The organism is Ochrobactrum soli (assembly GCF_003664555.1).
GTDB lineage: Bacteria > Pseudomonadota > Alphaproteobacteria > Rhizobiales > Rhizobiaceae > Brucella > Brucella teleogrylli.
Genome location: NZ_RCHH01000008.1, coordinates 81,633 through 93,911 on the forward strand (window position 1 = coordinate 81,633; position 12,279 = coordinate 93,911).

Genomic DNA, 12,279 nt, shown 5'->3' on the forward strand with positions numbered 1-12,279 from the left:
AAGTTTCCGGTCAGTGCCGCGCGGGATTTATCCGAGTGCCCGGCACCGTCTGAATTATGAAGCACTGCAAGTGCAGTATCCTATCGGGAGATTTACAGAAAATGGCAGTTCGCGTCGCAATCAACGGTTTTGGCCGCATTGGCCGCAATGTTCTCCGCGCCATCGTGGAATCGGGCCGCACCGACATTCAGGTCGTCGCGATCAACGATCTCGGCCCGGTGGAAACCAATGCGCATCTTCTGCGCTATGACAGCGTCCACGGCCGTTTCCCCAAGGAAGTGAAGGTCGCTGGCGACAGCATCGACGTCGGCTATGGTCCGATCAAGGTGCACGCCGTTCGCAACCCGACCGAACTGCCGTGGAAGGAAGAAGGCGTCGACATCGCGCTGGAATGCACCGGCATTTTCACCGCGCGTGACAAGGCGGCAATGCATCTGGAAGCTGGCGCCAAGCGCGTCATCGTTTCGGCTCCTGCCGACGGCGCTGACCTGACGGTCGTTTATGGCGTCAATCACGACAAGCTCACCAAAGAGCATCAGGTCATCTCCAACGCGTCGTGCACCACCAACTGCCTTGCGCCGGTGGCACAGGTCCTCAACGATGCCATCGGCATCGAAAAGGGCTTCATGACCACGATCCACTCCTATACGGGCGACCAGCCGACGCTGGACACCATGCACAAGGATCTCTACCGCGCCCGCGCGGCAGCGCTCTCCATGATCCCGACCTCGACGGGTGCCGCAAAGGCTGTTGGTCTCGTGCTGCCGGAACTGAAGGGCAAGCTGGACGGCGTCGCTATCCGCGTCCCGACCCCGAATGTCTCGGTCGTTGACCTGACCTTCATTGCCAAGCGTTCGACCACCGTGCAGGAAATCAACGACGCGATCCGCGCAGCCGCCAATGGCCGCCTCAAGGGCATCCTCGGCTACACGGACGAGCCGCTTGTCTCGCACGACTTCAACCACGATCCGCATTCCTCGGTCTTCCACATGGATCAGACCAAGGTCATGGACGGCACCATGGTTCGTATCCTGTCGTGGTACGACAATGAATGGGGCTTCTCCAACCGTATGGGCGACACCGCCGTCGCTCTCGGCAAGCTGATCTAAGCCCCGTGGCCTGACTATGTTTCGCGCCCTTCTCCCCACTGTCGCCCGCTGGCGTCCGCTGGAAGGAGAAGGGCTCGAACATTTGAATCTTGCGCCCGCGGGCCGCAATATTCATGCCGAAAGCGTGGTGATCGGCAATCGCGGCGGCGATGCTTACGGTGTCCGCTACAGCATCGACTGCGACAGCACCTGGCGCGTTCTTCATTTCCTTATCGAGACCACATCCGGCCAGAAGCTGGAATTCTCCTCCGATGGCGAGGGCCATTGGCAGTCGATGACTGGCGAGCCTTTGCCGGAGTTCGACGGCTGCATCGACATCGATCTGGCAGGAACGCCCTTCACCAACACGCTGCCAATACGCAGGCTTGGCCTGACACCGGAAAGCGGCATCGTTCAGCTCGACATGCTTTATGTGCCGTTCGACAGTTTTCAGCCCCTCCGCGACAGCCAGCGTTACCGCTGTCTGGAAGAAGGCAGGCTCTATCGTTACGCGGCGGCGGACCGCTCTTTCACCGCCGATCTACCCGTCGATGAAGACGGGCTTGTTACCGATTATCCAACCCTGTTCCAGCGTCTGCCCGTTTAAGCCACACTATCCGAGCGATAAGGCTTCACCACGCGCCGGAACAAGCCAGGGAGAAAACTTATGGGTTTCCGCACTCTCGACGACGCCGACGTCAAATCCAAACGCGTTCTGGTCCGCGTTGACCTCAACGTGCCAATGACCGACGGACAGGTGACCGACCTCACCCGCATCGAGCGCATCGTTCCAACGATTGCCGAATTGTCGAAGAAGGGCGCAAAGGTCATTCTGCTCGCCCATTTCGGTCGCCCGAAAGGCGTTGCCTCCGACGAAAATTCGCTGAAGCATGTCGTGAAGCCGCTCGCCAAGGTGCTCGGGCCCCATATTTCTGGTCGGGGCGTCCATTTCGCGGAAGACAGCATCGGCGACAAGGCCGAGGCCGCTGTCGATGCGCTGAAGGACGGTGACGTTCTGCTTCTGGAAAACACCCGTTTCCACAAGGGCGAGGAAAAGAACGATCCGGAATTCGTCAAGGCGCTGGCCGCCAATGGCGATCTCTACGTCAATGACGCGTTTTCGGCTGCCCACCGCGCCCATGCCTCGACCGAAGGTCTGGCCCATGTCCTGCCTGCTTTTGCCGGTCGCGCCATGCAAGCCGAGTTGGAAGCGCTGGAAAAGGGCCTCGGCAATCCGGCCCGTCCGGTTGTCGCAATTGTCGGCGGCGCCAAGGTTTCGACCAAGCTCGACCTTCTTTCGAACCTCATCGAAAAAGTCGATGCGCTGGTAATCGGCGGCGGCATGGCCAACACCTTCCTCGCCGCACAGGGCCATGATGTCGGCAAGTCGCTCTGCGAACATGATCTCGCCCATACGGCGCGTGAAATCATGGCCAAGGCCGAAACCACCAAATGCGCCATCATCCTGCCGGTCGATGCGGTTGTGGGCTGGCACTTTGCCGCCGATACACCGAACAAGACCTATGGCGTCGACGCTGTACCAAGCGATGGCATGATCCTCGACGCAGGTGCGTTGTCCACCGATCTGATCGCCTCGGCCATCGACGATGCGGCAACGCTGGTCTGGAACGGCCCGCTCGGCGCATTCGAACTGCGCCCGTTCGACACCGCGACGGTCAAGACCGCGAAGCATGTCGCCGCCCGCACCAAGGCAGGCAAGCTCGTTTCGGTCGGCGGCGGCGGTGATACGGTCGCGGCGCTGAACCATGCCGGTGTGGCCGACGACTTCACCTATATCTCGACCGCAGGCGGCGCTTTCCTGGAATGGATGGAAGGCAAGCCGCTTCCGGGCGTCGATGTGTTGAAGAAATAAAGCATTTCCAGCAAAAGTGCGAAGCGCCTACGCGGGGAAATCAGTCCACTGGACTGATTTCTGATCCCGCTTCGATGCGCAGGACAATGCGGAAGAACAAATCAAAGGCTCCGGAAACGGGGCCTTTTTCGGTTCAAGATTTCGGCTTCAGTTTTAATAGGCGTCCGGGATCATCATCCTCGATCAGCCAGATCGCGCCGTCTGGACCAACGGCCACGTCGCGGATGCGATTGCCCATATCGAAGCGCTCGGCTTCGTCCGGCTGGCCCTTGCTGTCGAAAGCGACACGCACCAGCGCCATCGAAGAAAGACCGGCGATCAGGGCGGAACCGTCCCACGCCTTGAACAAATTACCCTTGTAGAAGGTCAGACCGCCCGGCGAAATCACCGGATTCCAGTAGACCCGCGGCGCTTCGAATTCCGGGCGCGTGCTGTGGCGCGGGATCGGCCTGCCGCTGTAATTGTCGCCATTGGAAACCACCGGCCAGCCATAATTGAGGCCGGGTTTGATCAGATTGAACTCGTCGCCGCCGCGCGGCCCCATCTCGTGTTCCCACAGCGTGCCATCGGGCGCGAAGGCCAGCCCATAAGGATTGCGGTGACCGGTCGTCCAGGTCAGGCCGCGAATGCCGCCCTCCCCCGCATTGGGATTATCTTGCGGCACGGACCCGTCCAGATTCATGCGGAGAATCTTGCCCATCGGGGCCTTATCATCCTGCGCTGTGGCAGGCTGCATACGGTCCCCGACCGTGAGAAACAAATGCTTGCCGTCCGGTGCGAAGGCGATCTTTCCGCCCGGCTGACCGCCCTTGGCGACCACATCCTGCTTCCACAGCGTGGTCAGGTCGTCAAGCGTGGCGTTGTCGCCGCTCTCTGCCAGTCTGGCCCGCGCCAGCACCACGCTGCTGCCGCCGTCCGCAGGTTCGTTATAGGTGAAATAAAGCGCCTTGCTTTTCGCGAAATCCGGCGCGGGCTCTATGTCGAGCAAACCGTTCTGCCCGCCAAAGGCAACCTTGGGCACGCCCGCCACTTCCGTCTTTTTGCCCACCTCGGTGACAATGAAAATCTCTCCGGGTTTTTCCGTCACGACCAGACGGCCATCGGGCAGGAACGCAATTGCCCACGGCGTGTTGAACTCCGCAACACTTGTGACGGTGAATGGCGCTTCGGCCTTGGTTTCGCGGTCGCCCGCATTGATGCTGGCGGACCAGGCGGATTGCATCGGAATAGATGTAACCGATGCGGCGAGAGCAAATAACAGGCTAAGATGAGCGGCGCGCATGTCTTCTCCTCGGAGGCGTTGGGCGATGAGAACGGCAGATTATTGTTACATGGGGTCTTGTCGCCCAGATGAAACCCCTCACCGTAAAAACCTTGAACCGGCCTCGTTCGACTGGCGACAAGAAAACATGTCCAGTCTAAATCGTTTAAAAAATTTTCTATCGTTTCAATCAGTTGCGCATGCCATCTTTTTACCGGACACTTCTGCCATCGGCGATAAGTCATCAATTTCCGATGCCGACCGAGGCGAACTCCAGTCGGCCGGTTCTGAAGAGGAGCTTACGAATGACCGAACGTCTTGAAGATATTGCGATTGCCCTGGTCGCTTCCGGAAAGGGCATTCTGGCTGCTGACGAGAGCTCCGGAACCATCAAGAAGCGTTTTGATTCCATCAATCTGGCATCCACGGAAGAGACGCGCCGCGATTACCGCGAGATGCTGTTCCGCGCCGACGATGCGATGAAGAACTATATTTCCGGCGTCATTCTCTACGATGAGACCATCCGCCAGAAAGCCAAAGACGGCACGCCGCTGACCGACATCATCCGCAATGCGGGCTCGATTCCGGGCATCAAGGTCGATGCGGGCGCGAAGCCTCTGGCTGGTTTCCCCGGGGAGACTATCACCGAAGGTCTGGATGGCCTGCGCGAACGCCTGAACGAATATCACGGCCTGGGGGCGCGTTTTGCCAAATGGCGCGGCGTCATATCAATTTCCGACGCTTTGCCGACATTGGGCGCGGTCAGGCAGAATGCACAGGCGCTGGCGCGCTATGCTGCACTTTGTCAGGAAGCTGGAATTGTGCCAATTGTCGAGCCGGAAGTCCTGATGGATGGCAAGCCGGGCGATCACAGCATCGACCGCTGCTATGAAGTGACCGAGCTGGTTCTAAAGACGGTTTTTGCCGAGCTTTATGACGCCCGCGTCAAGCTGGAAGGCATGATCCTGAAGCCGAACATGGTTCTCGATGGCAAGAATGCGCGCAAGGCGTCGGTCGAGGAAGTGGCTGAAAAGACCGTGCGTTGCTTCCTCAATACCGTTCCCGCCGCAGTTCCGGGCATTGCCTTCCTGTCCGGCGGTCAGACGGGCGAAGAGGCGACAGCGCATCTCTCGGCCATGAATGAAGCTTACGACATGCCATGGAAAATGACATTTTCTTACGGACGCGCGTTGCAGGCGGCAGCCCTCGAAGCATGGGGTGGCAAGCCGGAGAACGTCGCTGCCGGTCAGCGCGCCTTCACCCACCGCGCCCGCATGAACAGCCTTGCAGCAACCGGCGGCTGGAAAAAAGAACTAGAACAGGCAGCCTGATTTTTTTCAGGGCAGCGATAGAAAGGATAAGCCCGGTTTGGGCCGGGCTTTTTCATGATTCGTGGAAATGAAAGCCGACAGCCAGCGCCATGACGAATATGGCGATGACGGCAATTTTCCAGAAATCGCCGCGCCGCTTCAATCCCGGCAGGCCGAGCGGTTTGATGATGTGCATTCCCATCAGCAGGACAAGCAACACAGGCAAAACTTTGGTCACGGGCGACACCTCTCCCCTCCTTGTGACGCAGGCGCTTGCGAGCTGCAAGTCTTCTTGTTCTATTCCAATCTTCATCTTAAGTCCCATGGACGAAGCTTCACGGCTCGGCGTAAATTAAGGATGGAGGAGATGAAAGCGCACGGAGAAATCCAGGAGGATGCCGGTCTGAGGAGGCCGCGCTCGCGCTGACATCAGATGAAAAATCGCACCTTGGAACGTCCGTCATGCGGGCGGTGCGCGGTGCGTGTTTCTGGGAGGAAACAGCATGAATTCGAAATATGCCGAAACCTATGCCGCATGGCAGGCCGATCCTGAACGGTTCTGGGCGGAAGCCGCAGAGGCGATCGACTGGTTCAAGCCCTGGGATCAGGTTTTTGCAGGCGACGAAGGCGTCTATGGCCGCTGGTTCACCGGTGCGGAATGCAACACCTGTTACAATGCGCTCGACCGCCATGTCGCCAATGGGCGCGGCAATCAACTGGCGCTGATCTATGAAAGCCCCGTCACCGGCAAGGTGCGCAAGTTCACCTATAGCGAATTGCTGGAGGAAGTGGAGGCGCTCTCCGCCGTCATGCTGGACAATGGCGTGAAGAAGGGCGACCGCGTTCTGATCTATATGCCGATGGTGCCGGAAGCGGCAGTTGCCATGCTTGCATCGGCGCGCATAGGCGCTGTGCATTCCGTCGTCTTTGGCGGTTTCGCCGCCAATGAACTCGCAACCCGCATCGACGATGCCAAGCCGGTGATGATCATTGCCGGTTCCTGCGGCATCGAGCCGACGCGCGTGGTGCCCTATCAGGACATGCTCGACAAAGCCATTGCATCCGCCCACCACAAGGTCGGCCATTGCATCATTCTGCAGCGCGAGCAGCATGCCCATACCCCGGTTGAAGGGTGCGACATCGATTACACGGCTGCTGTGGACGCCGCGCGGGGCCGACACGTGCCCTGCACGCCAGTCGCCGCGACCGATCCGCTTTATGTGCTCTATACATCCGGCACCACCGGCGAGCCAAAGGGCGTGGTGCGCGACAATGGCGGGCACATGGTGGCGCTGGCCTGGTCGCTCAAACACGTCTTCGGCGTGGAGCCGGGACAGGTCTTCTGGGCGGCCTCGGATGTCGGTTGGGTGGTTGGCCACTCCTATATCGTCTATGCGCCGCTGCTCGCAGGGGCCACGACGATCCTGTTCGAAGGCAAGCCCATTGGCACGCCCGATGCGGGCACCTATTGGCGCATCATCGCCGAACATGGCGTGGAGGTGATGTTCACCGCGCCGACGGCGCTGCGCGCCATCAAGAAGGAAGATGCCGACGGGAATTTCGTCCGCAACTATGACCTGTCGAAATTCCGTGCGCTGTTTCTGGCAGGCGAACGCGCCGATCCGGACACAATCCACTGGGCGGAGAATCTGATCGGACGCCCGGTGCTTGACCATTGGTGGCAGACCGAAAGCGGCTGGCCGATGGTAGCCAATCCGCTTGGTCTCGGCCTTCTGGAAACGAAATACGGATCGCCTGCGGTCTGCCTTCCGGGCTACGATATCCGCGTGCTGGATGATGAAGGCCATGAGGTCGAACGCGGCCAGCTCGGCAATATCCTGATCAAGCTGCCACTGCCGCCCGGCTGCCTGCCGACGCTGTGGAATGCCGATGAACGCTTCAGGAAAGCCTATCTCGCGGAGTTCCCCGGCTATTATAAAACCGCCGATGCCGGATATATGGATAGCGACGGCTATCTCTATATCATGAGCCGGACCGACGACATCATCAATGTCGCGGGCCATCGCCTGTCCACCGGCGCGATGGAAGAGGTCCTTTCCGGTCATCCCGATGTGGCGGAATGCGCGGTGCTGGGCATTTCCGATCCCGTAAAGGGGCAAGCGCCTTGCGGTTTTCTGGTGCTGAAATCTAATATCGACCGCGATCCGCACGAGGTCGAAAAGGAATGCGTGGCCATGGTTCGCGACGCCATCGGCCCGGTCGCCGCCTTCCGGCTGGCCCTGACCGTGAAGCGCCTGCCCAAGACCCGCTCGGGCAAAATCCTGCGCTCAACCATCCAGAAGATCGCCGATGGCGAGACATGGAAAATGCCCGCCACCATCGAAGACCCGGCGGTTCTCGATGAAATCAGCACTCTTTTGCGGGAGCGCCATATCGGAATGGCCTTCGCCTGAGCTTTATAGCGGCATCAGCCAAACTATTGACCGGCGGTTTTCGCCGGTCCACTCTCCGCGCGAAACGGAGAACAGACCATGCAGCTTGAAGGCAAGGTAGCCATCGTCACCGGCGCTGCCCGCGGTATTGGCTATGCCATCGCAAAACGCTTCCTCATGGACGGCGCCAGCGTCGTTCTGTCGGATATCGACAACACGGCCACCTTGCAGGCGGTCAAAGACCTCGAACAATTCGGCGATGCGCGCGCCATGGCGGCGGATGTCGGCGACAAGCTCGATATCCATAATCTGATGACCTATACCGTCACCAATCTTGGCGAGATCGATATTCTCGTCAACAATGCTGGTATCGTCCATAAGGCGGATTTTCTCGACCTCAAGGAAGAGGATTTCGACCGCGTCATGCGCGTCAATCTGAAGGGCGCATTTCTATGCGGGCAAGCCGTCGCCAAACGCATGGTCGCGCGTGTGGAAGCTGGCGGCGAAGCGGGCACGATTATCAATATGTCATCGATCAACGCGATTTTCGGACTGCCGGACCAGCTTGCCTATTCCGTCTCCAAGGGCGGGCTCAGCCAGCTGACACGCACCATGGCCGTGGCGCTGGCGAAATGGGGCATTCGCGTCAACGCCATCGGCCCCGGCTCGATCCAGACCGATATGCTGTCAGCGGTGAATACGGACGCCGAGGCGCGAAAGACGATCCTGTCGCGAACGCCACTTGGCCGCATTGGCGATCCGGCGGAAATCGCATCCATCGCTTCCTTCCTCGCATCGCGGGACGCAAGCTACATCACCGGCCAGACGATCTATGCCGATGGCGGTCGCCTGCCGCTCAGCTATCTGGCTGAACCGCCCTTCAAACCATAAGCAGACCCCGCGCCCTTGTTGCAGTGGGCATATATTAGCGACATAATAATATCGCTTTGCTCCTGACAGAAAGCTGTCAGGAGGGGTGTGCGATAGTGTTTCCCTAAGGATGAGGGAGATGAACTATGGCACTCGCAATCGCACCGCTGATCGCAATCTTGAAGGAATACCGGCGCAAGCATGATGAGCGCCGCCGTTTTGTCCGCACCCAGCGGGCACTGGACGGTTTACCGAAAGATCTGCGCAAGGATTTGGGCTGGCCGGATCGCTATCTGGAACAGCGCAAGACAAAATATTGCAACGGAGAGTGAACCCGGAATGCGCAGAGCAGACCGTCTTTTCCAGATCGTTCAGCACCTGCGCGGTGGCAGGCTTGTCACCGCGCGCCAGCTTGCCGAACGGCTGGAAGTCTCCGAACGAACGATCTATCGCGACATATCCGACCTGCAATCAACCGGCGTTCCGATCGATGGCGAGGCCGGTGTCGGCTATATATTGCGGCAGGGTTTCGAGCTGCCGCCCCTGATGTTCACGCGGGATGAAATCGTCGCGCTGGTGGCAGGAGCGCGCCTCATCCGCGCCTGGGGTGGCGTATCCATGGCGCGCGGCGCCGAGGAAGCGCTGGTCAAGATCGAAGCCGTTCTGCCCAAGGAAGAACGTGCGCGGATCACCGGCACGCAGATCCACGCCCCTACTGCCAGAATCAGCATTGACGAGCGCCGCATCATCGATGCTGTCGAGCGCGCCGTGGATGAAAGCAGTGTGCTCAATATCCGCTACCGCGACCTCGAAGCGCGCGAGAGCGAACGCGACATTCGCCCGCTCGGCCTGTGGTTCTGGGGCAAGGTGTGGACCGTCATCGGCTGGTGCGAGTTGCGCAATGCGTTCCGCACCTTCCGCACCGACCGTATTGTCGAAGCAAGCGAAGCGGGCCGCCGGTTTCGCGCCGAGCGCGGCAAAACGCTGGCCGATTTCTACCGCCTGATGGAAATGAGCGAGTACAACGCATTCAAGGATTGAAATCACCCAAGAAGACTGCAGCCTCTGCTCCGTCGAATGTTCTGCATTCGACGGAGTTTTTTCTTCATTGCTCCGTCAGAATCGCACTGAGTTGTGCCACGATATATTGAAGCGCCTGATCCTCCTGTCGGCGCTTGTGCCAGGCAATATGCAACGGAAAGCCGCTGACTGTGATAGGCGGCGGGAAGGCAACAAGGTCGCTATCCGCATCCAGAACGCAATGCGAAGGCAGCATGGCGATCATATCCGTGCTTTTCAGCAGATCCGGCACCATGCCAAAATTGGGCACCACGAGACCGATGCGCCGCTTCAAACCCTTTTCAGCGAGAATCTTGTCTGCCGGGCTGTTGGTGTCGCCGCGTCCCGACACCAGTATGTGCGGATAAGCCAGCCAGTGATCGAGCGTAAACCCTCTGGCCGCTGGATGATCACGGCGCATGACGACACGGTACGTCTCGTCCAGCAGATGCTTGCGCTGAAGATCGTCGTCCGCATCTGGAAACACCGATAGTGCGAGGTCACTTGCGCCGCTCACCAGCGCTTCTTTTGCGGCCGCCGCGCCATGCCACGGCTGCACCACGATATCGATGCCCGGCGCATCCGCAGCAAGGACCTGCAACAACGGCTTGATTACAAAGATGGCTGGATAATCGGCCATGCAGATTTTGATTGTCTGTCGGATCGAAGCCAATGGCACATGCGGGGGGTCGACCAGCGCCATGACATCGGAAAGCAAGGTCTTCAACGGCGCGCGCAAGGCTTCGGCGCGCGCCGTGCGCCGCATCGAACCGCGCCCGCGTTCGAGCAACTCATCAGCGAAGACGGCTCGACAGCGTTGCAAGGCGTTGGATACGGCTGGCTGTGTCAGATGCAGACGATCCGCCGCGCGACTGACATGCGCCTCGTCGAGAAGTGCATCCAGAATGACCAGAAGATTGAGATCTATCGCCCTTAAATTCATGAAATCAATAATAACATATATAAATAATAGATTGGAATAATTACCGCATCGATTTCATCATCCTTCCAACATAAGGAGCCGTTGAAAGGAACAGATGATGTCCAGAACTTTGATTTTGCTTTTTCATCCCGATTTGTCGCAATCAAAAGCCAATGCCACGCTGGCAGGTGCAGCCGCCCAACTGCCGGAAGTGGACATTGTCGATATGCAGACTGCCTATCCCACCGGGATCGACTTTTACAAAGATGGCGAGCGTGAAGCGCAACGCCTTCTCGCGGCGGATCGCATCGTGCTGCAATTTCCGCTCCAGTGGTATTCAACGCCGCCGCTTTTAAAAGCCTGGCAGGATGCCGTGCTGACCCGCATGTTTTACGTGACTTATGAACAGGAAGGCCGGGCGCTGGAAGGAACGCCCATCATGATCGCCGCGACCGCTGGCAACGTGCCCGAAGCCTATACGCCCGGCGGACGCAACCTGTTTCCAATGAATGATCTTATGGCTCCGTTGCGTGCCACAGCCAATCGGTGCGGGCTGGAATGGGCAGAGCCGTTCTTCGTCTATGCAACAGACAAACTGGCACCGGATGCGCTCGAAAGCGCGGCAAGCCGCTATGTTCAGGTTCTGGAGCGCTGGATAGACGCAACACCCGTGGACAAAACCGAACACAAGGCGGCCTGAACGAAAACGCCCGGCATAAAGCCGGGCGCCAACTGACAGATATCGAGAGGCGGATGCCTGACGATTATTCTTCGTCTTCGTCGGTGTTCGTGCCCTTGAGGGACGAAAGCTTCGCGAAAACCTTGTCCGCGTCGAGTTCTTCTTCCGCAGGTGGTTCGTCGCGATAATCGAAGTTTTCTGTTGCCGAAGCTGGCAGCAGCGTGCTGTCGGATTCCGGTGCAGCCGGACGGTTGCGCGCTGCGCGTTCGACTTCGATGTCGAGATCGATCTGCGAGCAAAGGCCGAGCGTGACCGGATCCATCGCCGTCAGATTGGCCGAGTTCCAGTGCGAACGATTGCGAATCTGTTCGATGGTCGACTTGGTCGTGCCGATCAGGCGCGAAATCTGCGCATCCTTCAGCTCGGGATGATTGCGCACCAGCCAGAGAATCGCGTTCGGACGGTCCTGACGCTTTGACAGCGGCGTATAGCGCGGGCCCTTGCGCTTGGCTTCAGGAACGCGAACCTTCGGGTCAGCAAGCTTCAGACGGTAATACTGGTCTTTTTCGCCCTTCGCGATTTCCTCGCGCGAAAGCTGTCCTGTAATGACCGGATCGAGACCCTTGATACCCTGAGAGGCTTCGCCATCGGCAATCGCCTTCACTTCCAGCGGATGCAGCTTGCAGAAAGCTGCAATCTGGTCAAACGACAGAGCCGTATTATCGACAAGCCAGACGGCCGTTGCCTTCGGCATAAGAAGCTGAGTGGCCATTAGATATAATCCTTCTGTTCGTCCGCTCCGGTGGCGCGGGACGTGGAAAAAA

14 protein-coding genes are annotated in these 12,279 nt (G+C 59.0%); 10 read left to right on the plus strand and 4 right to left on the minus strand.

Annotation, left to right across the window (positions count from 1 at the left end):
* Positions 1 to 101 precede the first annotated feature (101 nt).
* The 3 genes from gap to D8666_RS15065 are packed head-to-tail and all read left to right on the plus strand — an operon-like array spanning position 102 to position 2,961.
* Positions 102 to 1,109, plus strand: coding sequence for a type I glyceraldehyde-3-phosphate dehydrogenase (gap, locus tag D8666_RS15055; RefSeq protein ID WP_109369765.1), 1,008 nt, complete (start codon positions 102 to 104; stop codon positions 1,107 to 1,109).
* A gap of 16 nt (positions 1,110 to 1,125) precedes the next feature.
* On the plus strand, positions 1,126 to 1,695 hold the full coding sequence (locus tag D8666_RS15060) for a putative glycolipid-binding domain-containing protein (protein WP_121538573.1): 570 nt from the start codon (positions 1,126 to 1,128) through the stop codon (positions 1,693 to 1,695).
* A 60-nt stretch (positions 1,696 to 1,755) separates the two neighbouring features.
* Complete coding sequence (locus D8666_RS15065; RefSeq protein WP_121538575.1) at positions 1,756 to 2,961, plus strand: phosphoglycerate kinase; 1,206 nt, start codon at positions 1,756 to 1,758, stop codon at positions 2,959 to 2,961.
* Positions 2,962 to 3,094: 133 nt separating this feature from the next.
* Here D8666_RS15065 and D8666_RS15070 read toward each other — a convergent pair whose 3' ends face one another.
* The gene (locus D8666_RS15070; RefSeq protein WP_121538577.1) at positions 3,095 to 4,243 is read right to left on the minus strand and encodes a PQQ-dependent sugar dehydrogenase; all 1,149 of its coding nucleotides are present in this window, start codon (positions 4,241 to 4,243) and stop codon (positions 3,095 to 3,097) included.
* A 25-nt stretch (positions 4,244 to 4,268) separates the two neighbouring features.
* On the opposite strand from D8666_RS15070, the gene D8666_RS24010 reads away from it, so the two are divergent.
* Both D8666_RS24010 and D8666_RS15075 read left to right on the plus strand, forming a co-directional pair.
* Positions 4,269 to 4,544, plus strand: a complete 276-nt coding sequence (locus D8666_RS24010; RefSeq protein WP_147438006.1) for a hypothetical protein — start codon at positions 4,269 to 4,271, stop codon at positions 4,542 to 4,544.
* Positions 4,528 to 5,553: a class I fructose-bisphosphate aldolase gene (locus D8666_RS15075; protein ID WP_121538579.1), complete on the plus strand. Its 1,026-nt coding sequence runs from the start codon at positions 4,528 to 4,530 to the stop codon at positions 5,551 to 5,553. The genes D8666_RS24010 and D8666_RS15075 overlap by 17 nt, the downstream gene beginning before the upstream one ends.
* A gap of 52 nt (positions 5,554 to 5,605) precedes the next feature.
* Here the strand turns inward: D8666_RS15075 and D8666_RS24250 are convergent, their stop codons facing one another.
* Entirely contained in the window at positions 5,606 to 5,770 is a 165-nt protein-coding gene (locus D8666_RS24250; RefSeq protein WP_167836096.1) for a hypothetical protein, read from the minus strand.
* 265 nt (positions 5,771 to 6,035) lie between these two features.
* Here D8666_RS24250 and D8666_RS15080 point away from each other — a divergent pair, with 265 nt between their 5' ends.
* The 4 genes from D8666_RS15080 to D8666_RS15095 all read left to right on the plus strand — a co-directional run bounded on the left by D8666_RS15080 (position 6,036) and on the right by D8666_RS15095 (position 9,836).
* Positions 6,036 to 7,946, plus strand: a complete 1,911-nt coding sequence (locus D8666_RS15080) for a propionyl-CoA synthetase (RefSeq protein WP_121538581.1) — start codon at positions 6,036 to 6,038, stop codon at positions 7,944 to 7,946.
* Between the two features lie 78 nt (positions 7,947 to 8,024).
* On the plus strand, positions 8,025 to 8,816 hold the full coding sequence (locus tag D8666_RS15085; protein WP_121538583.1) for an SDR family NAD(P)-dependent oxidoreductase: 792 nt from the start codon (positions 8,025 to 8,027) through the stop codon (positions 8,814 to 8,816).
* 125 nt (positions 8,817 to 8,941) lie between these two features.
* Complete coding sequence (locus tag D8666_RS15090) at positions 8,942 to 9,127, plus strand: hypothetical protein (protein WP_109369772.1); 186 nt, start codon at positions 8,942 to 8,944, stop codon at positions 9,125 to 9,127.
* Between the two features lie 7 nt (positions 9,128 to 9,134).
* Positions 9,135 to 9,836, plus strand: a complete 702-nt coding sequence (locus D8666_RS15095) for a helix-turn-helix transcriptional regulator (RefSeq protein ID WP_078339507.1) — start codon at positions 9,135 to 9,137, stop codon at positions 9,834 to 9,836.
* Positions 9,837 to 9,900: 64 nt separating this feature from the next.
* Here the strand turns inward: D8666_RS15095 and D8666_RS15100 are convergent, their stop codons facing one another.
* On the minus strand, positions 9,901 to 10,797 hold the full coding sequence (locus D8666_RS15100) for a LysR family transcriptional regulator (RefSeq protein ID WP_121538585.1): 897 nt from the start codon (positions 10,795 to 10,797) through the stop codon (positions 9,901 to 9,903).
* A gap of 97 nt (positions 10,798 to 10,894) precedes the next feature.
* Between D8666_RS15100 and D8666_RS15105 the strand changes: the two genes are divergently transcribed.
* Positions 10,895 to 11,476, plus strand: a complete 582-nt coding sequence (locus tag D8666_RS15105; protein ID WP_121538715.1) for an NAD(P)H-dependent oxidoreductase — start codon at positions 10,895 to 10,897, stop codon at positions 11,474 to 11,476.
* A gap of 64 nt (positions 11,477 to 11,540) precedes the next feature.
* On the opposite strand, the gene D8666_RS15110 is transcribed toward D8666_RS15105, so the two are convergent.
* A complete protein-coding gene (locus D8666_RS15110) occupies positions 11,541 to 12,227 on the minus strand; it encodes a DUF1013 domain-containing protein (RefSeq protein ID WP_121538587.1) in 687 nt (228 codons plus the stop codon).
* Positions 12,228 to 12,279 lie beyond the last annotated feature (52 nt).

Bases quoted from the DNA above. Each gene is read 5' to 3' on its own strand.
- D8666_RS15110 (WP_121538587.1), bottom strand. From the start codon at position 12,227: ATGGCCACTCAGCTTCTTATGCCGAAGGCAACGGCCGTCTGGCTTGTC.
- D8666_RS15065 (WP_121538575.1), top strand. From the start codon at position 1,756: ATGGGTTTCCGCACTCTCGACGACGCCGACGTCAAATCCAAACGCGTT.
- D8666_RS15095 (WP_078339507.1), top strand. From the start codon at position 9,135: ATGCGCAGAGCAGACCGTCTTTTCCAGATCGTTCAGCACCTGCGCGGT.
- D8666_RS15085 (WP_121538583.1), top strand. From the start codon at position 8,025: ATGCAGCTTGAAGGCAAGGTAGCCATCGTCACCGGCGCTGCCCGCGGT.
- D8666_RS15080 (WP_121538581.1), top strand. From the start codon at position 6,036: ATGAATTCGAAATATGCCGAAACCTATGCCGCATGGCAGGCCGATCCT.
- D8666_RS15105 (WP_121538715.1), top strand. From the start codon at position 10,895: ATGTCCAGAACTTTGATTTTGCTTTTTCATCCCGATTTGTCGCAATCA.
- D8666_RS15070 (WP_121538577.1), bottom strand. From the start codon at position 4,243: ATGCGCGCCGCTCATCTTAGCCTGTTATTTGCTCTCGCCGCATCGGTT.
- D8666_RS15075 (WP_121538579.1), top strand. From the start codon at position 4,528: ATGACCGAACGTCTTGAAGATATTGCGATTGCCCTGGTCGCTTCCGGA.
- D8666_RS15100 (WP_121538585.1), bottom strand. From the start codon at position 10,797: ATGAATTTAAGGGCGATAGATCTCAATCTTCTGGTCATTCTGGATGCA.
- D8666_RS15090 (WP_109369772.1), top strand. From the start codon at position 8,942: ATGGCACTCGCAATCGCACCGCTGATCGCAATCTTGAAGGAATACCGG.
- gap (WP_109369765.1), top strand. From the start codon at position 102: ATGGCAGTTCGCGTCGCAATCAACGGTTTTGGCCGCATTGGCCGCAAT.
- D8666_RS15060 (WP_121538573.1), top strand. From the start codon at position 1,126: ATGTTTCGCGCCCTTCTCCCCACTGTCGCCCGCTGGCGTCCGCTGGAA.
- D8666_RS24010 (WP_147438006.1), top strand. From the start codon at position 4,269: ATGAGAACGGCAGATTATTGTTACATGGGGTCTTGTCGCCCAGATGAA.